Below are 22,966 nucleotides of genomic sequence, written 5' to 3'. Positions count from 1 at the left end.
CGATGTGGTTGAGGATTAGTTCGTGGTTAAACATGGGGATAGTCTGTTGGGTATTAGCTGGTCAAGGATGGCGATCATACCTCAGAAGCCGCGCCACGCCTCGCTCATATGAGGGGATGGTTAAGGGGCGGCGGCCCTGGTAAAGCTCTGATGCTCCACCACCTTGATGAAGACGCGCATGGCGGCGATCTGATCCATATTCCACTCTCAGTTGATAATTATTTTAACTTAATTCCGCGAAATTCCACTTCCAATCGGTGAAGTTGGTTAGTCACCGTTTGGTGGTGGATGGATAGCGAACCGTCTGTTAAGACGGTCGATCTTGGTTTTGAATGTGTTGCTTGATTATTTCTGTTGTCGCGCCATCACCAGCCGATATCAGGCAACATGAACGAGTTCAGAATTTATTCAATCCATAACATGGATAAAATCTCATCTGAATAGTTTTTTCTTACTCATCTTTGATATTGACATAAACCCCTGGTCTGACTATATTAAGATATTATTTATTGTAAATGGAAGTCAATGTGGATTTGATACGCGCAGAGCGCATTTTGATTAAGAAAGGCCACTCCAACCACGTAGCGTGTAAGCGCTACTGTGGTGCGGCTCGTATTATCTACAATGCTGCGCTATATCAAATGAGGCAGGCGTTGTTTGCAGAGACGCCTATTTCAGCCAGCCAGGCTGATAAAATACTCAAGCGTGAACATGCCAGCGTTTATCAATTACTACCCTCGGCGGGCGCTCAACGCACCACACAAGTTCTTGGTGATAATTGGAAAGGGTGGATAAGCAGCAAAAAAGATTACGACAAACACCCTCACAAGTACAAAGCAAAGCCTCGTCTGCCAAAATACGCCAAGGCAGCAAAGACTTATGTGGTCGGACGCAACGGCCACAAAATCATGGATGGGAAGTTGTTTCTCGCCAGTGGTAATGAATTTGGCTTTGCGCCACTGTCCATTACCTGCTGTAAAAACCAGCCTTACAACAGCAAGGCAAGTGAAACTATCGTCAATGATATTCGTATTGTGCCGCTTGGCACAGCCTTCATGGTTGAAGTTATTTACCGTGAAAATATAGCAGACCCAGTGAAGCTCAATCCTGAGAATGTATTCGGTATCGATCTCGCATCAATAATCTTGTCACCCTCATTTCGACTCAGCAGGATGTTACTCCTGTTCTGATCAAGGGCAAGGTAATTAAGTCCATCAATGCAAAATACAACAAGCTCACGGCAGCGCTGGCAGCCAATGGCAAGCAAGCACACATCCTGTCCAAATCGAGAAAACGCTATAGTCAGATCAGCGATTACTTTCATAAAGTAAGTTACTGGCTGATAGAAGAGTGTTTGCGTACCGACACTGGCAAGATTGTTATTGGCTTGAATGCTGACTGGAAGCAGTCAATTAATATTGGGAAAGTCAATAATCAGAAGTTCTGTTTTATCCCTCATGCCCGCTTGATAGGCATGATCAGATATAAAGCTGAACGATATGGCATTGAAATCATTGTCAGGGAAGAAAGCTATACTTCCAAAGCGTCATCACTCGATCTTGATGTGGTGCCTGATTACGCCAAGGTCAAGCAGTCTGGTGTCGCCATGGCCTTTAGTGGTAAAAGAGTAAAAAGAGGATTATATTGTTCCGCCAATGGTCGCTATATTAACAGCGATGTAAATGGCGCTGCGAATATCCTCAGAAAAGAAATCGGTAACGAGTGGCTTATTGCTCATCTCGAAGCTGGTAAGGGCGTTATGGATATGCCCATAACAGTCAAGCACATTGACTTGTTATTAGAAGCTCGGCCACGGCCTTGCGAAACCACATCTAACCGCGAAGCGGCTTAGGTGTGGTAATTCATTAAATCGCTGATTATCACTCTCTCATGGTGGGTTAGCATCTGACAATCCCCCATCACGTTACCCACGAAGGAACGATAAATGAAAATGACCAAGGCCCTGCTGGCTTCCTGCCTGTTTATGGCGGCTCCCCTGATGGCGGCCGACTACGATGTCGATGCGGCGCACACCACAGTCCAGTTCAAGGCGGGCCACCTGGGCTTCTCCGAGCTGGTGGGCCGGTTCAACACCTTCAGCGGCACCTTCTCCATGGACGACGCCAACCCCGCCGCCGCCAAGGCGAGCTTCGAGATCGACGCCGCCAGCGTGGACTCCAACCACGAGGCCCGGGACAAGCACCTGCGCAGCCCCGACTTCCTGGACGTCAAGCAGTACCCCAAGATGACCTTCGTCAGCACCGGCTATGAAGGCAGCAAGGAGAAGGGGGTGCTGAAAGGGGCCCTGACCCTGCACGGCGTCACCAAGGACGTGGCCTTCGATATGGTCCACATCGGCGAAGGCAAGGATCCCTGGGGCGGCTATCGCAGCGGTTTCAACGCCAGCACCACCATCAAGCGCAGCGACTTTGGCGTGAGCTACATGTTGCCGGGCATTCCGGACGAGATGAGCATCAACCTGTTCGTCGAAGGCGTGCGCAAGTAATGGGCGCAGCACTCTTGCTACAAACCCTGGCGGCCCCTTTGGGGGCCGCTTTGCTGTCGTGGCGTTGGCCGCGGCTGGGGTATCTGTGGGGGGCGCTGGCGCTCTGGCTGGTGGGCTGCCTGGTCGGTGGCACCTATCTGCTGCCGGTCAAGGCGTGGCAGTGGCTGCCGCTGACCCTGCTGGTGGCGGCCATCGCCGCTCCCCTGGCCAACCGCTGGCTGGCCCTGGCGCTCTTCGCCGGACTCGGCGCCCTCATCTGGTGGCTGGGGTTTGCCACCCTGATCAGGGGCACGCCCGCACTCTGGGGGGCGCTCGCGCTGGCCTTGATCTGGCTGGGCTGGACCCAGGTGCGCGGGGACAGCCGGGAAGGGGTGGGATTTGCCCTGGGCTTCATCTGGCTGGCCCTGGTGATCGGCATAGATGGCAGCCTGCTCATCGCCCAGCTGGCCGGTGCCCTGGCCGCTCTGGCCGGTTTCCGTGCCCTGCTCGCGGCCTTCGCCGGCGTGAGCGTCACCCCGGCCGCCCTGGCCCTGGCGCTCGCCTTCTTGCAGATGCTCGCCTGGCAATACGTGGAGGTGCCGCTGCTGGCCCTGCTGCCGGTCTGGCTGCTGCCTGCGCTGGAGTGGCACCTGAGATCCCGCCCGCTGCCGGTGCGCTGGGGGGCGCTCATCGCGCTGGCCGTCCTCGGCTCCGGCCTCAGTCTCTGGTTCGTCTGGCCCGAGGCCTCCCTCTATTGATGACAGGCTGATCAGCGGGGTTAGTGCATGTAAAACAATCAATTAACGGGCGCAGTGCCACCTGGTGCATAGTTTTGCCCGATAAAGATTGAGCCTCAATCGCGTTTGGGCTACAAAGGTTCCATATCTCGTTTTTGGACACTTTCAGAACCCGGCCAGGCCGGGTTTCTGTTTGCCCGCGGTTTGCGGCGTGCTAAGGAGGCCACAGTTGCGCAGTCAAGGATCTGAGCATCTGTTTTTTCGCCATTTTACCCGGCAGGGGCCCATCGACGGGCTCTGCATTCTACTTGTGACTCATCTGCTGCCCGATCGCCCCCATTTCATCCAGGCCCTGGCCCAGATTGGCCGGATTGGTGCCATCCTGCCCAAGCCCAAATCGGCCCATGGCGAGACCCTGGCCTGGGCCTGCCAGCACTTCCCGGTGCTGGAGCTCAATCGGCAGTGGAGCAACTGCCCCCAACAGGTAGTCGCCAGGATAGCGCCCCTGGTGGCGGCCCATGAGCGGCTGGTCATCCTGGACATAGGGGGCTATTTCGCCCGCACCCAGGCCCAGCTGACCGAGTTCTTCGGCCCCCGTTTTCTCGGGGTGGTGGAGATGACGGAGAACGGCCATCAACGTTACGCCCTCGAGCCCCTGGTGTCCGCCGTGCTGTCGGTGGCCCGCAGTCCCCTCAAGCAGGCGGAAGATATCCAGATAGGGCTGAGCGTGGTCTACTCAGCCGAGTCCCTGGTCCGCACCCTCAACCGCACCCTCAACCGCACCTTCAATGTCTGTCAGGCCGCCCTGTTTGGCTATGGCAAGGTGGGGCGCAGCATCGCCCGGGAGCTCAGGTGCCGTAACCTGCATCTGGATCTGGTGGAGACGGACGAGCTGCGCCAGGTGGAGGCCCTCTCCCACGGTTTTTCACTGGTGGACAAGGCCCAGGCCCTGGCCCGGGCCGAGCTGGTGGTCTGCTCCACCGGCAATGGCTCCCTCAACCTCGAGGATCTGGCGGCGCTGCGCCCCGGCGTCATGCTCGCCTCCGTCACCTCGGCCGATGATGAGTTCGCCTTCAACCTGGCCGAGCTGCCCTGGCCGAGCGAGGAGGTGTGCCCCCATGTGCTGGCGCTCAGCCGCCCCGATGGCAGCACCATCTTCCTGCTCAACCGCGGCGAGGCGGTCAATTTTGTCCATGGCGCCGTGATCGGGGAGTATGTCTACCTGGTGCTGGCGGAGATCATCGAGGGAATGCGGCTGCTGGCCGAGTTCCCCATGGTGCCCGGATTGCGGGAGTTGCCGCCGGATCTGATGCGCACCATCGCCCGTCACTGGCTCGCCGATTTCCACGGCGTGACCCAGTGATGCTGGCCAAATGGGCATAGTGGTAAACGACAGCCCCAACGCCGGCTCGCTTATTTTCCACGGCGTGACCCAGTGATGCTGGCCACATGGGCATAGCGGTAAACGACAGCCCCAACGCGGGCTTGCCGATTACCACGGGGTGACCCAGTGATAGTGCCAACGCGGGCCAAGGGGGCCGTGAAATGAACGGCCTGCGCCATTCAGTAGTGCATGTCGGTAGTGCATGGCGGCAGTCAATGATACATAGAGAACAGAGACCGCCAGGGGGCGGGCAAGAACGGAGCAACCCGATGAACACCCAGACCATGACCAAACCCAGGATAGAGATCCGTTACTGCACCCTGTGCCGCTGGATGCTGCGGGCCGCCTGGCTGGCTCAGGAGCTGCTGTCGACCTTTGACAGCGATCTCGGCGAGGTGGCCCTGGTGCCCGCCAGCAAGGGGGAGTTTCGCATCCTGGTGGACGGCGTGCTGGTGTGGGACAGGGTGGCGGACGAGGGCTTCCCCGAGGCCAAGGAGATCAAGCAGCGGGTGCGCGATGTCATCGCCCCGGAGCGCGACCTCGGCCACTCGGATCGCAAGCCGGGCGAGTAACGCCTGATTGGCTGGGCGTCTCAAAGGGTGTTCAGCAATACCGAGAAAGCAGAGGGAGGCCATGGCCTCCCTCTGCTGTTTGTGTTGCGCCCGCAGTACTATTTGTGTTGCGCCCGCAGGGCTACGGGCGCGGATCGGCCAGATGGCTGCTGATGTAGCGAACCCGCTTGTGGGCTTTTATCCGGCTCACGTCCACCCACACCAGGCCGTCGATGCAGTGGTTGAAGTCGGGGTCTATGCCAAAGTCCATGAACTGGACGCCCCCCGGCTCGCACAGCTCGGAATACTGCTTGTAGAGGGTGGGGATGGCGCAGCCCAGGTTGCCGAGCCGGGACTTGAGCTCGGTGAGGGCGCGACCATAGTCGAGATCCGCGAAGTGGGGGTCCGTGGCCGGATAGGGGCGACGGGAGGGGGCGAGGGGCGCGCCTCCCGCCGCCTCTTTGGGGGCGAAGTGCTGACGGTAGAAGCTCACCAGCAGGTCCCGCGCCTGGGGCGGCAGGCTGGCGGACAGCGACACCGGGCCGAACAGGTAGCGGTAGTGGGGATAGCGGGCCAGGTAGGCGCCGATGCCAAACCAGAGGTAGTCCAGGCCGCGTTTGCCCCAGTAGGCGGGCTGGATAAAGCTGCGGCCCAGCTCGATGGCCTGCTCCAGCTGGGGCTCTAGCGCCGGGTCGAAGCCAAACAGGGTGTGGCTGTAGAGGCCGGCGAGCCCCTTGCTCGCCAGGATCTCCTGCACCGGGATGAAGCGGTAGGCCCCCACTATCTCGAGGCGGACCGGATCCCAGAGCAGCAGGTGATAGTAGTCATCGTCGTAGCTATCCAGATCCCGGCGCTTACCCGACCCTTCTCCCACCGCCCGAAACGCAATCTCCCGCAGGCGCCCCAGCTCGCGCAGTATCTCGGAGTGGCTCTGCTCGTGGCGACGATAGAGGTAGATCCCCTGCCCGTCCGGGGTGTGGCCGAGGGCCTCGCAGCCCTCCACCGCCTGCTTGAGCCGCGCCCTGTCCCCCGGCAGGGCGATGGGGGCCTCCGTGGTGAGGCGGCCAGGCTTGCCGCGTCCGATGCGATAGAGGTGGGCGCGTACCAGCCTGGCCCCCTCCTTGGCAGGCAGGGCGCAGAAGGCGTGGGGCGGGATGCGCTGACCTATGGTGATGGTCATGCGCCCCCCTTGCTGGCGAAACAGCTGGCCCACCAGCAGGAGACCGGCCCAGGACTTGTTGAGCCAGGAGCCGAGGTAGAAACCCAGGCCGTTGCGCGCCCCCAGGTGGATCGGCACCAGCGGGGTCTGGGTGCGCCTGGCCAGCTTGAGAAAGCCTCCCTGCCAGGGGCCATCCTTGATTCCCCTGGGCCCCAGGCGCGACACTTCCCCGGCCGGGAAGATGATGAGGGCCCCCTCCCTGGCCAGGTGTTCCCCCATGGCGAGGATGGCGCGCCTGTCGGTCTTGCCCCCCAGATTGTCCACCGGCAGCAGCAGGGGGCGCAGGGGGGCCAGGCCCGCCAGCAGCTGGTTGGCGACTATCTTGACGTCCGGGCGCATGCGGCCGAGCAGGCGCAGCAGCGCCAGGCCATCCAGGGAGCCGATGGGGTGGTTGGCCACCAGGATGACCCGCCCCTCGGCCGGTATGTTCTCGAGCTGGGCATCGCTGACGTGATAGTCGAAATCGAGCTGGCTGAGGGCCTGTTCGACGAAATCGAGCCCCTTGAGGTGGGGAAATTGGGCGGCAAAGGCCTGGAAGTCGCGCTCGCGCAGCAGCCACCTGAGGGCGCTGCGGGCCGGACCCGGTAGCGTGAGACGGGGAAAGTGCTGACGAAGGAGGCTATCGACGCTGAACATGGCTGGCTCCGGCTGTGGTTCTCCCCCCAGCATGGCGCCCTTCTGTTCCCGCCTCGTGGCAGCTCGATGACAGTTTGATGGCGCTGGCGCGATGGCAAGACTCTGTTGAGCGTGGTTGCCGACAGCCCCTGTCCGCAGCCCGTCGCCTGGGAAAAAGGGATGGCCGGGTCTGGGAAAAAGGGCGCAAAAAGCCACAGGCCGCCAGGGGAGGGGGACAGGGGCCAACCCCAGAGCTGGCTTGGCTGGCAGCGAGATCCACCCCATGGCAAAAAAGGGAAAATTTAACAGGATTTTTTATTGTCAGCCCGGCGCCAAAGTGTGTAAACTCCGCGCCGATCCAAGGGGTCACCCTGAGCAGGCGAGGCCGCCAGTTCCCCTTGAGTTCGACCGCCTATAGGGCGAGGCATGCAGACACGACAGACACTGCAGGGATTGGATTTCTTTTATACCGGTTAGGTTCCGGTATCAGGGAGAACAGCAGGCATTGCCATCTCCAGACGACCGAGTGGGTCCCCGGGCTCATCATCATCCCCTTGTCATGGGCGGTCGTGGATGGCGTTATCGGCTGCGGTATCTTGTCGTCATCTGTTCGCGTTTGCGATGGCGCCTCGTCCCTCTCTTCCTTGAAATTCCGCTCTCTGGGTGTAGTGACTGCGAGGCCATGATGAGCCGTGGCGTGGCTGATGCCGCGTGCCATCAAAGTACCGCGGCGCTGAGATCCAGCACCGCATACCGTTGAGCTTGATGTAAAGCCACAAGCCCCACATCAAGACTCGTTACTTCCCAAGATCCACCAGGCAGCCTTGGCTTGCCGCGATGTGCAATAGAGGATCCGGGGGCGAGGAAAGGTTCATGGTCAAGCGTGATGTGACCCAAGACCTTGCCGCCACCGCTGACCGCCCCGGCTGGTCAGACTCTGCGATCGATGGTCTGGATGTGATTGAGGGTAACGAAGGCGGCCCCCGGCCGCTCATTTGCGAGGCATAGCCCATGACTAACTGGTCCAGCAAGGACTCCTTGAAGGTGTACAACGTTCCCTACTGGGGTGCGGGTTTCTTCAATATCAACGACGCCGGTCACGTGACGGTATCGCCCGATAAATCTCGCCCCGAGGCGCAGATCGTCTTGTCTGACGCCATCGAACAACTGCGCCAGTCCGGGCTGACCACCCCCGTGCTGCTCCGTTTCCCCGACATCCTCAAGAGTCGGGTGGATGCCCTGTTCAACGCCTTCGGTCAGGCCATCGAGAAGTCAGGCTATGAGGGGGACTACCTGTGCGTTTACCCCATCAAGGTGAACCAGCAGCGCCGCGTCATCGAAACCATCAGCCAGTCCTACAGCGACAAGCCCCGTCTGGGCCTGGAAGCGGGCTCCAAGCCAGAACTGCTGGCGGTCCTCTCCCACCATCACGATCGTGGCTCCGTCATCGTCTGCAACGGCTACAAAGACCGTGAATACGTGCGTCACGCCCTGCTCGGCAACCTGATGGGCCACAAGGTCTACATAGTGGTCGAGAAGCCCTCCGAGCTGGAGCTGGTGCTCGACGAGGCCAAGCGCCTCAACATCAAGCCCAATATCGGGGTGCGCGCCCGTCTGGCCTCCACCGGCTCCGGCATGTGGGAATCGAGCGGCGGCGCCATGTCCAAGTTCGGCCTCTCCGCCGCCCAGATCCTGGCCCTGGTGGAGCGTCTGCGCAGCCTGGGTCAGCTGGACTGCCTGCAACTGCTGCACTTCCACCTGGGTTCCCAGATAGCCAATATCCGCGACATCCAGGGTGGCATCCGCGAGTGCGGCCGCTTCTACGCCGAGCTGCGTCGCCTGGGCGCCAACGTCGACGTGGTCGATGTGGGCGGCGGCCTGGGGGTGGACTATGAAGGGACGCGCTCCCAGAGCCACTGCTCCGCCAACTACAGCCTGTCCGAGTACGCCAACAACGTGGTGTGGGGCATCGGCGATGTCTGCCGCGAGTTCGACCTGCCGCACCCGACCATCATCAGCGAGTCCGGCCGCGCCCTGACCGCGCACCACGCCGTGCTGGTCACCAACATCATCGGTGCCGAAGGGGCGCAGATGAGCGAGGTCCATGCACCGGATGAGGATGCACCGACCCTGTTGCAGAACATGTGGAAGGGTTGGCTCGAGCTCAACAACGAGGAAGATCCCTCCCTGCTGGAGCTGTTCCATGACTCCCTGGCCGATCTGACCGACGTCAATGCCCAGTACACCATGGGCCTCTTGAACCTGGAGCAGCGTGCCTGGGCCGAGATGCTGCACCAGAACACCTGCCTCACCCTGAAAGAGAAGCTCAACCCCATCAACCGCAGCCACCGCGCCCTGGCCGATGACCTGAACGAGAAGCTGGCCGACAAGTGTTTCGCCAACTTCTCCCTGTTCCAGTCCCTGCCCGATGCCTGGGGCATAGGCCAGGTGTTCCCGGTGATGCCCCTGACCGGTCTGGACAGGCCGCTCAGCCGCCGTGGCATCCTGATGGACATCACCTGCGACTCCGACGGTCAGGTGGAGCACTACGTCGACGGTCTGGGTGTGGAGAGCACACTGCCGATGCCGGAGTATGGCGAGCACGAAGAGTGCCACGTCGGCTTCTTCCTGGTGGGTGCCTACCAGGAGATCCTGGGGGATCTGCACAACCTGTTCGGTGACACCCACTGCGCGGAAGTCTGGCTGGACGAGGAAGGCAAGATGGACATCCGCAACGTGGTGCGCGGCGACACCGTCGACCAGCTGCTGCGTTACGTCAACATCGACCCCTCGGTGATCCGCGAAAGCTATCAGCGCATCGTCTCCCACCCGGCCCTGGACGATGAGACCCGCAAGGCCCTGCTCGACGAGCTGGAGCTGGGTCTGCAAGGCTATGCCTACCTGGAAGAGGAATAAGCTCACCCCTTGTTCCCCGTCCGTGGCCACGCCAGGACGACAGTGCAAAAAACGGCGCCTTCGGGCGCCGTTTTTCATGGTCGTGGTTCACGGAGGAGTGGCCGCAAGGCGCGTACGCCCCTGGCATCATCAGGTACAGCGGGGCTGGTGGCAGTGAGCCAGCAGCAGCTCCCCCGCCATGGGGCGCCCCAGCAGATAGCCCTGCAGGGTGTCGCAGCCGAGCTCGGTGAGCAGGGCGCGCTGCGCCGGGGTCTCCACCCCTTCTGCCACGATGCGCATCCCCAGGGCCTGACCCAGGGCAATGATGGCGGCGATGATGGTGGCATCGTCGCTCCCCCGCGCCAGGGGGGTGACGAAGCCCCTGTCAATCTTGAGCTCGTTGGCGGGGAAGCGCTTGAGGTAGAGCAGGCTGGAGTAGCCGGTGCCGAAGTCGTCGATGGAGATGCCAAGGCCGAGCTCGGCCAGGCGGTTGAGGATGGCCAGGCTCTCCTCGGCGTTTTCCATGGCGGTGGACTCGGTGATCTCCAGGGTGAGGTGGCGGGCCTCCAGTCGATGGCGGGCGAGGGCGCCCTCCACCTCCTCCAGCAGGCCGGGGCTCGCCAGCTGTATGGTGGAGAGGTTCACCGCCACGCTCCAGTCGTCATGACCCGCCGCCCGCCAGGCGCTCATCTGGCGGCAGGCCTCGTCGATGACCCAGTTGCCGATGGGGATGATGAGGCGGCTCTTCTCCGCCAGGGGGAGGAAATTGGCCGGCGAGATGGCCCCCTGTTCGGGGTGCTGCCAGCGCAGCAGCGCCTCGGCGCCGACCACCCGGCCGCTGCGGGCGTCGTACTTGGGCTGGTAGTGCAGGACCAGCTCCCCCCGCTCCAGGGCATGGCGCAGCTCCTGTTGCAGCAGGAACTGCTGGTGGGCGTTGGCGTTCATGGCACTGTCGAAGTAGCAGTAGTCATTGCGCCCCCGCTCCTTGGCGTGGTACATGGCGGCATCGGCGTTGAGGGTCAGCTCGTGCAGGCTGGTGCCATCCTGGGGATAGACGGCGATGCCGATGCTGGCGGTGATGTGCAGGCTGTGATGCTCCCAGGGGTAGGGCTGGGCCAGGGCCGCCAGCAGCCGCTCGGCGAAGGCCGTGGTCTGGGTGATATCCCCCGGCGCCAGGGCCAGCACGAACTCGTCGCCGCCAAAGCGCGAGGCGGTGTCGCTCCCGCCAAGCAGCCCGGTGATCCGCGCTGCCACCTCGGCCAGCAGCAGGTCTCCGGTGTGGTGACCGTGGGCATCGTTGATGATCTTGAAGCCGTCGAGGTCGAGAAACAGCAGGGCGAAACTGCGCTGGCTGCGCTGGCACTCCTGGATGCGCTGCTCCAGCCGGTCGGCAAACAGCAGCCGGTTCGGCAGCCGGGTCAGGCTGTCATGGAGCGCCAGCTTGAGCAGCTCGTCGTGGGCCAGGTTCAATGAGGTGGAGAGGCGGGCGGCGTGGGCATCGAGCATGGAGAGCACCAGGGCGATGGCGAACACCGCCAGGGTCACTATGATGATGACGGTCGCCAGCCACTGGGCATTGAGGCCGGTATAGAGGGCGCCGCACAGGCTCCCTTCCGGGAACTGGGCCGCCGCCATGCCGGTGTAGTGCATGCCGATGATGGCCGCTCCCATCACCAGGGAGGCGAGGGCCTTTTGAAAGAAGGCGCGCGGCGTGCTGTTGCGCAGGCGAAACGCAATCCAGAGCGCGGCGCCGGAGGCGAGCACGGCGATGAGGATGGAGAGCACGAAGAGACCGCGGTCGTAATGAATGCCCGGGGTGATCTTCATGGCCGCCATGCCGATGTAGTGCATGGTGGCGATGCCGGCCCCCATCAGCAGGGCGCCGCCCGCGATGTGACGCCAGGGCAGCTGGGGGCGGCTCACCAGCCAGAGCGCGAAGGCCGACGAGCCGATGGCCGCCACCAGGGAGAGACCGGTGAGGGTCAAATCGTAGCCGAGCGCGATGGGCAGGTTGAAGGCGAGCATGCCGATAAAATGCATGGACCAGATGCCCAGACCCATGGCGAAGGCGCCCCCCGCGAGCCACAGGGCCGCCGCCCGTCCCCGGCTCTGGCTCACCCGGCTGGTCATATTCAGCGCCGTGTAAGAGGCGAGCACCGCCACCAGGATGGAGAAGAACACCAGATCCTGGCTGTAATAACTGTCGAGCATGGGGTGGGTCGCGGTCACGTTCACTCACTCTGGGATGGATAACGGCCTGAGCCATGGCCGGGTTTGCGGGGAAAATCGGGTTGGGGATTGTACACCAGGGGCGCCCGAAACCGGCCAGCAATACCTGCCAAAATGAGCCCTGGATCAGAGTAAAAACACTGAATTTACCCCTTGCTGGCCATGCTCCCCCGCCCCTTGTCCCAAGGCGGGTTCCAAATTTTCCCGCTTGAAAAGCAGGGGTATGGGGAGTGTAGGGTTCCCGCTCAGCAACAGTCGCTAACCCACCGCCAGCTTGGCTGCATCTTTCCACATAAAGGGCGGCATTGGGGTCGTCAGACGCCATGTGATGTTCATCGGCTGGCTGCCGTTGTGGGAGACGTACTCCACTTCACCAAAGTTCACGAAGCCGAGGGTGCGTCCAAACTCATCGCTATTGTGCTCACGGACGAACAAAAACAAGCGCTTTCCCTTCCCCTTGTGCTCGATGTAACTCAAACCCTTGCCACGATCGGGGCGAGCGCTATTTTGACTCTGCCAATGGAAAAGCGACTCGCTGATGGCGTAATCGTGGTAGCGCGTGGTGGGGGAGAAGTGTTTCTCCGTTTTGTTCAAGGTCACAAAAAGCAACTCGATATTTTGCTCTGGGATGACGAAGACACCCTCACGGGTTGAGGGCTGTTGAGCGAAACGGGTAGCGCCAAACCCCACCAAAATCTGCTCTCTGGCATAACGAGCATGTAGTCGCAACGGGTTGCCGGGAAGATGAGGCATAGCTAACTGCTCGTGTTGCACTCGGTTGATCAAGATGGGCAAGAGGTCTGCCAGTTCAGCTCGCAGCTCCGGGTGTTCGAGCCGCTTAAGGCTCTGGGCCAGGGTGGCGAAACCCGCCTTGGGACCGCTCTGTTGCCAGAAGTCGTAATGGCACATCAAGGCCATGCGCTCATCTTGTTCAGAAGAGGGGGCAAAGTGCCCTGCGGCCAGCTCTTGCAGAAACTGCAAGTAATGGAGCGCATCACAGCCGAGCAAGCGGGTGTTAATGGCACGGGTGTAGAGGGTGTGTAACTTATCGTCGGTGAACTCAGATACTGTGTGGTTGTATGCTTGCTTGACCAATGCGCTCCAGTTACCGCGTTTGTAGACCTCCTCAAGAGTGATGTGAGGGTAAAACCTCAAAAAGTTCGCCAGTGTCAGCGGCAAATCACAATCCTGTGAGAAACGGCGGATCAGACCAATTAACCGTGCCGTATTAAGAGTGGCTTGGCGGATATTATGCAGTATCAACTCTTGGGTCTGCTTCGACAGCTCGATGCGACAACCCAAGGGGGCATGAGGGAAGCCCTGCTTGATTTCGTGGCTAATCGCCTTATTGGTTTTGCCAACCAGAGCTCGGAATTTTTGGGCAAAGTCATATTCCGCACGGGCATTGCCGACAAAGTCCAGCACTGTGCAGCACTCTTTATCGTTTGCCAGTCTCAGGCCACGCCCTAATTGCTGTAAGAAAATGGTTAGGCTTTCCGTTGGTCTTAAAAACAGCAAGGTATCGATTTCCGGAATATCGACACCTTCGTTGAAAATGTCCACTACGCAGAGAATGTTGATAACGCCTGTACGCAACCCCTGTTGTTTTCTATGCCGCTCGTCGCGATTCTCGCTGGTGAGAATGTCCGCCTTGATCCCCTTCAGTAAAAATGCCTTGCACATAAAATCGGCATGGTCACGGCTCACGCAAAATGCCAGTGCTTTGATCTTGGTTATATCGGTGACGATCTCATCGAGGCTCTGGACTATCTTCTGCACCCGCTGCTGATTGTGGGTGTAGAGATTGGTGATCTCGGTGATGTCATAGCGACCATTTTTCCAAGGGACTTGGCGTAAATCTGTATCATCATCGATGCCAAAATATTGGAATGGGCAGAGATGGCGACGATTGATGGCCTCTGGCAGGCGGATTTCGGCTGCGATCACACCACAAAAGTCGGCGAGAATATCACCGCCATCGTGGCGTTCAGGAGTGGCTGTCAATCCCAAGAGAATGTGAGGGGAAAAGGCGGCGAGCAAGCCACGATAACTGGCTGCCGCAATATGGTGAACCTCATCGATAACGATGTAATCGAAGTAATCAGGGCTAAGACGCAAGTTCGGTAGTTGATTATTCAAGGATTGCACTGAAGCAAAGAGTTGCTTGTAGTGGTTTGGTGTCACACCACCGACCATCAACTCGCCAAAGTGAGACTGTTTAAGCACCCCTCGGTAAGCCGCCTGTGCCTGACGCAAGATCTCTTCTTTGTGGGCGACAAACAGCAACTTGGCATCGGGTTTTGTTTTCAGAAAACGAGCAAAATCAAAGGCTGAGATCAGGGTTTTCCCCGTCCCGGTTGCCGCCACCACCAAGTTACGGAAGCGCTGGTGTAAAGCGCGCTCCATTGCCAGTTGCTCAAGGATCTCCTGCTGATGGGGAAACGGCGTGACATCAAAGAAATAGGCAGGGCTATTTCTATCGCCATTCCCACGGGCCTCTTGCAGCGCATGCTGCAATTTTGTACGGCTTTCGAGCTTGCCATCAAACAGCTCAAAATCATCGGACTCCCAATAGGTTTCAAAGGTGCTCAGGGATTTCTCGATAATATGAGGGATCTCTTGGGAGGTGATTTTTAGGTTCCACTCCAAGCCACTGGTGAGGGCAGAGTGAGAGAGATTGGATGAACCTATATAGCCGGTATGAAAGCCGGTATTTCGGCAAAAGATATAACTCTTGGCATGCAATCGCTCGCGCTGGGTGTTATAGCTGAGTTTGACTTCGGTGTTGGGTAGGCTGGCTAAAAATTCAACTGCCTTGGCGTCGGTTGCCCCCATATAAGAGGTGGTGATGATTCTTAACTTGCGGCCACTACGGGTAAATTCTTCCAGCTCATGGCGGAAAATACGAATACCTGCCCATTTTATAAACGAGACCAGCCAGCAGATGCTATCTGCAGATAATATTTCCCGTTTAATCTCTGATTCCATCGACAAGCCCGCATTACTGCCGCAAAACAGCTCACTTTGGGTCAGCCCAGTCAGGGGGGAAATATCCTCAGCATATTGCTTTAAATTGGCGGAGAGGGGGTTGTCCAATGTATAGAGGGCGGTGAGGATGTTACCTTGGCTGCTAATCAGGTTTTCTTCAACAAAGCCTGGGTCTTGAATGTGATCTTTCAACCAGAGTAGTAATTGATTGGCCAGTTCAATCTGCCGTTGTAGTTGATCAGCCCCAGCGGCTACCGAGCCGACTGCATATTCCAAAATGCGGCTAAGAAATCGAGATAACCAGACGGCGGCTTCGGAGGGGTCAAGCTGGCGCTCTCCTACGTAAAAGCGATCTCGGTCGAGTCGGGATGCCAGCAGTTGAGTAATGAGCTGTTCATAAATGCCGCATTGTTGCATCACTATTGACCTTGAGCTTGTACATGAGGATGGTGAGAAGAGTATCATTTTTCGTAACTAAATCAGTAAGCTGTTGTCGCCTGTTACTCGTTTGAAAATCCATCAGGGTTTTAGCGGTGCAGAGCAGCAAAGCCAACCACAAGGAGGTGGTGATGGATCCGGTTTCTTACCTTTTTTCGGCTTATCTCAATTTGGTGCAGCAGCAGGTGACGGACATCTATGGCACCGAGGTCAAGGCGCTGGTGGTGCAGTATGAGGGGGAGCAAGTCCCCTTCTCTTATCAGCTCTGGCAGATCAAACAGAATAGCGTCTGCCGTCCCTATGAGCAGGATGTGCGGCGCTTTAGCCAGTGTACGGTCAAGGCAAGGGCGTTGTTTGGCAAGCTGTGCGATGAGCTATCGCGCCAGGATGACAGTAGCTGGCAGCTCCCGAAGTACCGCACCATGTACTGCTCGGCTGCCATCGGCTATCGCCCCATGATTGCGGAGATCGCCGATGCCACGCAGAGCCCGGCGAAGCTCGCGGAGCGGGCCTGCAATCAGGCCATTCTGGCGGTCATGGAGAGCGAGGACGAAGCCCTGCTTGCCCAGCGCGACAAGGCCTGTGCCGCCGTGCGAAAAGGCGTATTCCCCTGATAAAAGAAATGTTTAGGGATATTTGATGTGCGCCAAGGCACAGTCCCTGCCAAGGGGTTGGCTATGATGGGGCGGCGATCACCACCACAGGGAGTAAGCCTGATCAGCCATATCGACCATCTGGTGTTGACGGTGATCGACATCGAGCGGGCGGTGGCTTTTACAGCAACGCCTTCAGGATGGAGCCCATCACCTTCGGCGCCGGGCCCTGCGCTTTGGCAACCAGAAGATCAATCTGCAGATGCTGGGGGAGGGGCCGCGCAACCGGGCGCAGGTGGGGCCGGGGATCTCTGCCTCATCACCCACTGGCCCCTGGATCGGGTGATGGCCCGGTCAGAGCGCCTTGGCCTCCAGACAACAACGGCAGCCCCTGGCTGCCGTTTTGTGCTGACATCAAGGCGGGCGGGAACTAGCAGACCCCTTGCGCCAGCATGGCGTCGGCCACCTTGACGAAGCCGGCGATGTTGGCGCCGCTCTCGTAGTTCACATGGCCATGCTCATCTTCACCGTAGCGTACGCAGGTGGCGTGGATGCTGGTCATGATCCCCTTGAGGCGGGCGTCCACCTCTTCTCGAGTCCAGCAGAGGCGCTGGGCGTTCTGGCTCATCTCCAGGCCCGAGGTGGCCACCCCACCGGCGTTGGCCGCCTTGCCCGGGGCAAACAGCACTCTGGCCTCGTGGAAGAGGCGGATGGCGGCGGCGCTGCTCGGCATGTTGGCCCCCTCGGCCACCAGTTGCACCCCATTGGCGATCAGGGCTGCGGCATCCTCTTCCCCCAGCTCGTTCTGGGTGGCGCAGGGCAGGGCGACGTCGGTCGCCAGGTGCCAGGGGGTGCGGCCGGTGAAGAACTCCAGCCCCTGGTCGTAGGCATAATCGGCGATACGCTTGCGCTGCTCGTTCTTGAGTGCCATCAAGCGGGCCAGCTTCTCGGGGGTGAAACCGTCCGGATCGTAGACGGTGCCGCCGGAGTCAGAGGCACTGATGACCCGGGCGCCCAGCGCCATCGCCTTCTCGATGGCGTATTGGGCCACGTTGCCCGAGCCCGACACCGAGACCCGCAGGCCGGCCAGGGACTGACCGCGATGGGCCAGCATGGCCTCGACAAAATAGAGCAGACCATAGCCGGTGGCTTCCGGGCGGATCAGGCTGCCGCCAAAGGAGAGCCCCTTGCCGGTGAAGACGCACTCGGCGCTGTTGGTCAGCTTCTTCATCATGCCCGCCATGTAGCTCACCTCGCGCCCGCCCACGCCGATGTCACCGGCCGGCACGTCGGTGTTGGCGCCGAGGTGGCGATAGAGCTCCAGCATCAGCGCCTGGCAGAAGCGCATCACCTCCCCCTCGCTCTTGCCCTTGGGATCAAAATCGCTGCCCCCCTTGCCGCCACCCATGGGCAAGGTGGTGAGGGCATTCTTGAAGGTCTGCTCGAAGGCGAGGAATTTGAGCACGGAGAGATCCACCGAGGGGTGAAAACGCATGCCTCCCTTGAAGGGGCCGATGGCGCTGTTGTGCTGCACCCGATAGCCACGGTTGACCTGCACCTGACCCTGGTCATCCACCCAGCTCACCCGGAACTGGATGAGGCGCTCGGGCTCCACTAGCCGCTCCAGCAGGCCGTGTTGCAGGTAGCGGGGGTGGCGTTCAACATGGGGCCAGATAGAGGCGAGGACCTCGCTCACCGCCTGAAGAAACTCCGGCTGATGGGGGTTGCGCTTGGCCACCTGGGCCAGAAAATCCGCCTGCGATAGGGAATGACTCATCTGTAACTCCTGTAATGAATGATGAAATTGGCCTCTTGCCAGAGAAGAGCACATGCCCTGCATCCAAGGTGTCCGTGTATGTTGGGGATGAATGCGGACAAAGATCCGATCTTTTGTCGGGTTTGCCAGCGATGGGGGTGCTAGCAGCCGAAAGTCATAGAAAACCGGCACAATCATAGCAAGATGATTCGCGCGAACGAAAATCTTTTTATGCGTTTTATGTCAATAGTTAGCAAGCAATTTTCGCCATTACAGTGGAATTTAACAACTTTGTTACATATTGACTGGATACATTTAAAGCCGGTCTGCACCTCGTGTCTGGATGGCGCATGGCGCCGTTTTTGCCATGTTTTCCCCTCCTGGTCGTGCCCATTTGCTGGTGAAGATGGGGGCCTTGTGCCAACAGGGCGGCGGGAGGGGGGCACTCTGGTGCGCTGGATCGGGGCGGGTGACAAGTATCCGGGGAATGAGGCGGGGCAATATGCTACTGTAGCGGCGTTTTTTTGATGAACGCGAAAGCCTTGCCCCTTTGACGCGATTTTTTGCAGATGCTTTTTGTAGATACTTTTTGTAGATGCTTTTTGTAAATGGAACCGTATGCAGACTAACCCGACCATGACCTGGCTGACTCAGCCGACACTTCTTCTGACCTCGACGATCTGGCAGGTGACCCATGCTGGCCGATGAATCCATGCGCCTGAACAAGTACATCAGCGAGAGCGGCATCTGCTCGCGCCGTGAGGCCGACCGCTTCATCGAGCAGGGCCATGTCTATATCAACGGCAAGCGGGCCGAGGTGGGGGATCAGGTGTTTGCCGGGGATCTGGTCAAGGTCAACGGTCAGGTGATCGAGCCGCGCGAAGCGGACAGCCTGGTCTTCATCGTGCTGAACAAGCCGGTGGGCATCGTCTCCACCACGGAGGCGGCGGAGAAGGACAACATCGTCGACTTCGTCAACCACAGCACCCGCATCTTCCCCATAGGGCGCCTCGACAAGGACTCCCAGGGGCTCATCTTCCTCACCAACCACGGGGATCTGGTGAACAAGATACTGCGGGCGGGCAACGATCACGAGAAAGAGTACCTGGTGACCGTCGACAAGCCGGTGACCGACGAGTTTATCCGGGGCATGGCGGCCGGGGTGCCCATCCTCGGCGCCGTCACCAAGAAGTGCAAGGTAAAAAAAGAGGCCCCCTTCGTGTTTCGCATCACGCTGGTGCAGGGGCTCAACCGCCAGATCCGCCGCATGTGCGAGCACTTCGGCTTCGAGGTGACCAAGCTCGAGCGCATTCGCATCATGAACGTCAGCCTCAAGGGGCTGCCGGTGGGGGAGTGGCGCGATCTCACCGACGACGAGCTGATCGAGCTGTTCAAGCTCATTGAAGACTCCTCCTCCGAGGTGAAACCGGCCAAGGGGGAGAAACCCAAGACCCCGGCGGCGCAAACCGCCAAACCGGCCCAGGGCAAGAAGCCGCGCCGCGACGACGATCACGAGATTGGCGGGCGCCCCAATGTGCCGGGCCCGGAGGCCTTCGAGAAGAGGCTCCCCGCAGGCAAGGGCGGCGCGGGCAAAGGGGCTGCCAACAAAGGCGGCGCCGGCAAAGCCGCTTCAGGTAAAGGCGCGCCAGGCAAGGGGGGCAAACCGGCCGCCCCGGGCAAACCGCGCTCGAGCCAGGGTGGACGCCAGAAGAAGGGGCGCTGAGGCCCCGACCTTCCTCGCATCCTGATGAAAGACACCGGCCCCTGGCCGGTGTCTTGCTTTTTGGCCCAAAGGTTTCGGGGCTGGGGCCGGATCAGGCGGGTGTGTTGCCGGGGAGGGGCGTCCCTTCATGCCCTGCCTGGCTCGGAGCAAGGCCCATGGCCCTGGGGTAGTGGCGCGGGTTCAGGCGCAGCACCAGCAGGCTCATCAGCATCAAACCGCCGAGCTGCCACTGCCAGGCGGCGGAAAAATCCCCGCTCAAGTGGTGCAGGCGGGCCGCCACCCAGGGGCCGGTGGCCGCGAGCATAAAGCCAAAGCCCTGCATCAGGGCGCTCAGGCTACCGGCGCGTCTGGGGTCTGGCAGGTGATCCAGCGCCATCACCATGATGAGGGAGAAGCTGCCGCCAAGGCCGGCGCCGCACAGCAGGCACCAGAGGATGGGGGCGGCTTGTGGGGCGAGCCAGAGTCCGCCAAAGCCCGCCACCTGCATCACAATGGCCAGCCCCATCCAGGGGCGTCTGTCCTCCTTGCGCGCCGCCAGCAGGGGCAGACCCAGGCCGCTGGCGGTCTGGGCCAGGGCCAGCCAGGCCACCAGCTCGCCCCCTTGCTCGGCGCTCCAACCCAGCGCCATATAGGCGGGGGCCAGCCAGGCCACGACGATGCCGTAGCCGCTGTTGATGATGCCAAAGCAGGCGATCAGCAGCCAGGAGCGGGGCAGCGCGATCAGCCGCGGCTCCCCTGATTCGGCGGAGTGCGGCGCGGCGGCGGGCAGGCGCACCCGCCAGGCGAGCCAGAGCAGGGCCAGCAGCACCGGCAGGCCCCAGAGCGCCAGCGCCCTGGACCAGTCGAGGAGCAGGGCGACCCTCGGGGTGAGCACGGCGCCGAGCGCCCCGCCCCCCATCATGCAGGCGGAGAAGATCCCCATCACCAGGGGCACCTTGCCCGCAAAGGCCCCCTTGATGAGGCCGGGCAATGTACCCTGCACGAGGGCCGACCCCAGCCCGCACAGGGCGGCGCTGGCGATGAGCAGGGTGCCGCTGGACAGGTCGAGGCGCAGGGCGCTGCCCAGCGTCAGCAGCAACAGGGCCACCCCGAGCAAGGGGCGCGGCCCGGTCCTGTCGAGCAGGGTCGGGGTGAGCAGCACGCCGACCCCGATAAGCCAGAGCGGCAGCAGGGTGACCCAGGCCAGCCTGTCCATGCCGAGGTCCAGCTGGGCGTCTATCTGCCCCGCCAGTGGGCCGATGGCGGTGAGGAAGGGGCGCAGGTTGATGCCAATCAGCACCACCAGCACCAGCAGGGCGCCGCTGCCGGAGGGGAGCGGGCGCTTAACCATGGGACTGGGGGCCGTAGAGGGCGGCGGCCGGGATGGGGCTTGGCAACTTGATGAGGGGCAGGGGCGGCGGGCTCAGCGGCAGGCGCAGCTTGTCATAGCTCGATGTGCTGTCAAAGCCGAAGGGGGCCGCATCTTCATTGTCGAAGGCGTAGTAGACGGCGCTGATGCCGTTCATCACCAGGGCGCACAGGCACATGGGGCAGGGGTGGCCGCTGGCATAGACGATGGCGCCCGCGAGCGGGCCCTGGCTGCTCCCCTCCCGCAGCGCCTCCAGCTCGGCGTGGCGGGTGGGGTCGCCCGCCTCCAGCATGCGGTTGACGGCGCTCGCCACCAGCTGGTTGTCTCGCACCAAGAGGGCCGCGAAGGGGCGCCCCCCTTGCTGGCGGTGGGTCAGGGCCAGCTGCAGGGTCTGCTCCAGCCATGCCTGATGGCGGGGGGCCGAGGCGGCGCTGAGGGCGTTGACGAGGCGGGCGCCGGAGTGGGGAGGCTGTGACATGGGATCATCCTGGCAAAAGAGGGGGGTGACGGCAGCCTAACGGGCCCACAAGTCATTTGGAAATTAAATGATAAAATGACTTTCAGTGATTTTATAAATGGAGATCCCCCCCATGGAGCGACCCTTGCTGGATCCCCAGCTGCTGCAGAGCTTCGTCGCCATCGTCGAGACCGGCAGTTTCACCCGCGCCGGCGAGCGGATGCACCTGACCCAGTCCACCATCAGCCAGCAGATGCGCCGTCTCGAGCAGCAGCTTGGCTGCACCCTGCTCGACCGCTCCGGCCGCCAGGTGGTGACCACGGCCCAGGGGGAGACACTGCTGGGGCTGGCGCGCCGCATCCTGGGGCTGCTGGCCCGGGCGGGGGAGCGGGTGAGCGAGGCCAGTCACCCCCTGCGCCTCGGGGTGCCCGAGGATTTCGCCGCCGGCGCCATGACGGCGGTGCTGGCGGCCTTCGCCCGGCAATACCCAGAGGTGAGGCTGGAGGTGCGAAGCGATCTCAGCCACGCCCTGTGGCAGGCGTTCGAAGGGGGAGAGCTGGATCTGGCGCTGATCAAGCAGGGGCGGGGGCAGGGGGATCCCATCGCCCGTTGGCGCGAGCCCCTGGCCTGGGTCGACAGCCGAGAGTGGCCCGCCAGCGAGCGGGAACCTCTCCCCCTGGTGGTGTTTCCGAGCGAAGGCCTCTATCGGCGTCAGATCACCGACGCCCTGGATGCCGAGGGGCGCGCCTGGCGCATCGCCTACGTGAGTGCCAGCCTCGCCAGCCTGCAAGGGGCGGTGAGCGCAGGCATCGGGGTCAGCCTGCTGCCCGCCCGATTGTTGCAGGCCGATCAGGTGGCGCTGGTGGACTGGCCCGCGGTGCGCTCGGTGGAGCTGGCCCTGCACCAGGGGGCGGGGGAGAGTGAGCCCCTCAGCCGGCTGTGCGAGGCCTTGATCGCGCTCTGTGACGAGGTGATGGGGGAGGAGGTGACTGTGCCTCGCTAAGTGCACGCCCCCAGCCAACCAACAGAGCGGTACAGGGCGCAGGCCTGCGCTGCCTCAGGCCAGGGCTTGCCTTGGCACGACGGCGAACCAGAGTTCCACCTCGCCGCTGCCTGTGGTGGCGTCAAAGCCTGCGCCGTAGCGTTCGAAATTCGGCATGTGGGCGGACTCGTAGTCCGAGTGCGCCAGCCAATCCAGCGCACTCTGCCAGGTCTGGGGCATGGCCGAGACATGGCCAAGATGGCAAAAGACGGCATAGGTCTGGGGGGTGAGCTGCATCCTATCCAGACCGGGGGGCAGCGCCGCCAGGGCGGCGACCTCCACCGCGCACAGATAGTCGCAGTGGGTGTCGGTGGCGGCGCAGATGACGCCGTAGGCGTGCTCCCCCAGCTGGCCCGGCAGGGGTCCAAGGGCGCCGAAGTCACGCCACTGGCCACCGACGTCGCCGTGCTGGAAGTCGTGTTGACGACGCAGGCCGGCAAGCTGCATGGCGCGGCCTTGTTCGACGCGGATGGGGTCTGACATGGTGCCTCCTGGGTTGGAAGGGA

General features: G+C 61.3%; 17 protein-coding genes and 2 pseudogenes. 11 read left to right on the top strand and 8 right to left on the bottom strand.

The annotated features are described in order from the left end of the window. Positions 1-129: 129 nt before the first annotated feature. Positions 130-198 (bottom strand): annotated as a pseudogene (locus tag ACLHZ1_RS09660) (helix-turn-helix domain-containing protein); the annotation flags it as partial. A gap of 329 nt (positions 199-527) precedes the next feature. Between ACLHZ1_RS09660 and ACLHZ1_RS09655 the strand changes: the two are divergent. The 6 genes from ACLHZ1_RS09655 to ACLHZ1_RS09630 all read left to right on the top strand — a co-directional run bounded on the left by ACLHZ1_RS09655 (position 528) and on the right by ACLHZ1_RS09630 (position 5,178). After that, a complete protein-coding gene (locus ACLHZ1_RS09655; RefSeq protein WP_427261904.1) occupies positions 528-1,190 on the top strand; it encodes a hypothetical protein in 663 nt (220 codons plus the stop codon). Next, on the top strand, positions 1,118-1,852 hold the full coding sequence (locus ACLHZ1_RS09650) for an IS200/IS605 family accessory protein TnpB-related protein (protein WP_427261910.1): 735 nt from the start codon (positions 1,118-1,120) through the stop codon (positions 1,850-1,852). The genes ACLHZ1_RS09655 and ACLHZ1_RS09650 overlap by 73 nt, the downstream gene beginning before the upstream one ends. Positions 1,853-1,945: 93 nt before the next feature. Beyond that, entirely contained in the window at positions 1,946-2,506 is a 561-nt protein-coding gene (locus ACLHZ1_RS09645) for a YceI family protein (RefSeq protein ID WP_427261903.1), read from the top strand. Then, positions 2,506-3,243, top strand: coding sequence for a hypothetical protein (locus ACLHZ1_RS09640; RefSeq protein WP_427261902.1), 738 nt, complete (start codon positions 2,506-2,508; stop codon positions 3,241-3,243). The genes ACLHZ1_RS09645 and ACLHZ1_RS09640 overlap by 1 nt, the downstream gene beginning before the upstream one ends. A 208-nt stretch (positions 3,244-3,451) precedes the next feature. Next, complete coding sequence (locus tag ACLHZ1_RS09635) at positions 3,452-4,585, top strand: adenosylhomocysteinase (protein ID WP_427261901.1); 1,134 nt, start codon at positions 3,452-3,454, stop codon at positions 4,583-4,585. A 290-nt stretch (positions 4,586-4,875) separates the two neighbouring features. After that, positions 4,876-5,178 (top strand): SelT/SelW/SelH family protein, encoded by a 303-nt coding sequence (locus ACLHZ1_RS09630; RefSeq protein WP_427261900.1) that lies wholly within the window; start codon positions 4,876-4,878, stop codon positions 5,176-5,178. Positions 5,179-5,299: 121 nt separating this feature from the next. On the opposite strand, the gene ACLHZ1_RS09625 is transcribed toward ACLHZ1_RS09630, so the two are convergent. After that, positions 5,300-7,012, bottom strand: a complete 1,713-nt coding sequence (locus tag ACLHZ1_RS09625) for a GNAT family N-acyltransferase (RefSeq protein WP_427261899.1) — start codon at positions 7,010-7,012, stop codon at positions 5,300-5,302. Positions 7,013-8,002: 990 nt separating this feature from the next. On the opposite strand from ACLHZ1_RS09625, the gene speA reads away from it, so the two are divergent. After that, on the top strand, positions 8,003-9,907 hold the full coding sequence (speA, locus tag ACLHZ1_RS09620; RefSeq protein WP_427261898.1) for a biosynthetic arginine decarboxylase: 1,905 nt from the start codon (positions 8,003-8,005) through the stop codon (positions 9,905-9,907). Positions 9,908-10,036: 129 nt separating this feature from the next. Here speA and ACLHZ1_RS09615 read toward each other — a convergent pair whose 3' ends face one another. Both ACLHZ1_RS09615 and ACLHZ1_RS09610 read right to left on the bottom strand, forming a co-directional pair. Next, complete coding sequence (locus ACLHZ1_RS09615; protein WP_427261897.1) at positions 10,037-12,115, bottom strand: putative bifunctional diguanylate cyclase/phosphodiesterase; 2,079 nt, start codon at positions 12,113-12,115, stop codon at positions 10,037-10,039. 258 nt (positions 12,116-12,373) lie between these two features. After that, complete coding sequence (locus tag ACLHZ1_RS09610) at positions 12,374-15,520, bottom strand: DUF3427 domain-containing protein (protein ID WP_427261896.1); 3,147 nt, start codon at positions 15,518-15,520, stop codon at positions 12,374-12,376. Positions 15,521-15,672: 152 nt separating this feature from the next. Here ACLHZ1_RS09610 and ACLHZ1_RS09605 point away from each other — a divergent pair, with 152 nt between their 5' ends. Both ACLHZ1_RS09605 and ACLHZ1_RS09600 read left to right on the top strand, forming a co-directional pair. Continuing rightward, positions 15,673-16,155: a hypothetical protein gene (locus ACLHZ1_RS09605; RefSeq protein WP_427261909.1), complete on the top strand. Its 483-nt coding sequence runs from the start codon at positions 15,673-15,675 to the stop codon at positions 16,153-16,155. 99 nt (positions 16,156-16,254) lie between these two features. Continuing rightward, positions 16,255-16,488 (top strand): annotated as a pseudogene (locus ACLHZ1_RS09600) (VOC family protein); the annotation flags it as partial. 76 nt (positions 16,489-16,564) lie between these two features. On the opposite strand, the gene gdhA reads toward ACLHZ1_RS09600, so the two are convergent. Next, positions 16,565-17,911, bottom strand: a complete 1,347-nt coding sequence (gdhA, locus tag ACLHZ1_RS09595; RefSeq protein ID WP_427261895.1) for an NADP-specific glutamate dehydrogenase — start codon at positions 17,909-17,911, stop codon at positions 16,565-16,567. A 673-nt stretch (positions 17,912-18,584) separates the two neighbouring features. Here gdhA and rluF point away from each other — a divergent pair. After that, positions 18,585-19,613, top strand: a complete 1,029-nt coding sequence (gene rluF / locus ACLHZ1_RS09590) for a 23S rRNA pseudouridine(2604) synthase RluF (RefSeq protein WP_427261894.1) — start codon at positions 18,585-18,587, stop codon at positions 19,611-19,613. A 91-nt stretch (positions 19,614-19,704) separates the two neighbouring features. On the opposite strand, the gene ACLHZ1_RS09585 is transcribed toward rluF, so the two are convergent. Continuing rightward, positions 19,705-20,943, bottom strand: coding sequence for a cyanate transporter (locus ACLHZ1_RS09585; RefSeq protein ID WP_427261893.1), 1,239 nt, complete (start codon positions 20,941-20,943; stop codon positions 19,705-19,707). Then, positions 20,936-21,439 carry a nucleoside deaminase gene (locus tag ACLHZ1_RS09580; protein WP_427261892.1) on the bottom strand — a complete coding sequence of 168 codons (504 nt, stop codon included), beginning with the start codon at positions 21,437-21,439 and terminating at the stop codon, positions 20,936-20,938. The genes ACLHZ1_RS09585 and ACLHZ1_RS09580 overlap by 8 nt, the downstream gene beginning before the upstream one ends. 124 nt (positions 21,440-21,563) lie before the next feature. Between ACLHZ1_RS09580 and ACLHZ1_RS09575 the strand changes: the two genes are divergently transcribed. After that, positions 21,564-22,421, top strand: coding sequence for a LysR family transcriptional regulator (locus ACLHZ1_RS09575; protein WP_427261908.1), 858 nt, complete (start codon positions 21,564-21,566; stop codon positions 22,419-22,421). Between the two features lie 54 nt (positions 22,422-22,475). Here ACLHZ1_RS09575 and ACLHZ1_RS09570 read toward each other — a convergent pair whose 3' ends face one another. Continuing rightward, positions 22,476-22,943, bottom strand: coding sequence for a GyrI-like domain-containing protein (locus tag ACLHZ1_RS09570; RefSeq protein ID WP_427261891.1), 468 nt, complete (start codon positions 22,941-22,943; stop codon positions 22,476-22,478). Between the last annotated feature and the right edge of the window lie 23 nt (positions 22,944-22,966).

Origin of the sequence: Aeromonas sobria (assembly GCF_050266975.1) — a bacterium.
GTDB lineage: Bacteria > Pseudomonadota > Gammaproteobacteria > Enterobacterales > Aeromonadaceae > Aeromonas > Aeromonas sobria_B.
The sequence above is the reverse complement of the archived record's forward strand: the minus strand, read 5'-3'. Positions and strand labels throughout refer to the sequence as shown.

What these genes read in the sequence shown, in the direction of transcription:
- ACLHZ1_RS09645 (WP_427261903.1), top strand. Translation starts at nt 1,946, where the DNA reads ATGAAAATGACCAAGGCCCTGCTGGCTTCCTGCCTGTTTATGGCGGCT.
- ACLHZ1_RS09640 (WP_427261902.1), top strand. Translation starts at nt 2,506, where the DNA reads ATGGGCGCAGCACTCTTGCTACAAACCCTGGCGGCCCCTTTGGGGGCC.
- ACLHZ1_RS09630 (WP_427261900.1), top strand. Translation starts at nt 4,876, where the DNA reads ATGAACACCCAGACCATGACCAAACCCAGGATAGAGATCCGTTACTGC.
- ACLHZ1_RS09625 (WP_427261899.1), bottom strand. Translation starts at nt 7,012, where the DNA reads ATGTTCAGCGTCGATAGCCTCCTTCGTCAGCACTTTCCCCGTCTCACG.
- speA (WP_427261898.1), top strand. Translation starts at nt 8,003, where the DNA reads ATGACTAACTGGTCCAGCAAGGACTCCTTGAAGGTGTACAACGTTCCC.
- ACLHZ1_RS09610 (WP_427261896.1), bottom strand. Translation starts at nt 15,520, where the DNA reads ATGCAACAATGCGGCATTTATGAACAGCTCATTACTCAACTGCTGGCA.
- ACLHZ1_RS09605 (WP_427261909.1), top strand. Translation starts at nt 15,673, where the DNA reads ATGGATCCGGTTTCTTACCTTTTTTCGGCTTATCTCAATTTGGTGCAG.
- gdhA (WP_427261895.1), bottom strand. Translation starts at nt 17,911, where the DNA reads ATGAGTCATTCCCTATCGCAGGCGGATTTTCTGGCCCAGGTGGCCAAG.
- rluF (WP_427261894.1), top strand. Translation starts at nt 18,585, where the DNA reads ATGCTGGCCGATGAATCCATGCGCCTGAACAAGTACATCAGCGAGAGC.
- ACLHZ1_RS09585 (WP_427261893.1), bottom strand. Translation starts at nt 20,943, where the DNA reads ATGGTTAAGCGCCCGCTCCCCTCCGGCAGCGGCGCCCTGCTGGTGCTG.
- ACLHZ1_RS09580 (WP_427261892.1), bottom strand. Translation starts at nt 21,439, where the DNA reads ATGTCACAGCCTCCCCACTCCGGCGCCCGCCTCGTCAACGCCCTCAGC.
- ACLHZ1_RS09570 (WP_427261891.1), bottom strand. Translation starts at nt 22,943, where the DNA reads ATGTCAGACCCCATCCGCGTCGAACAAGGCCGCGCCATGCAGCTTGCC.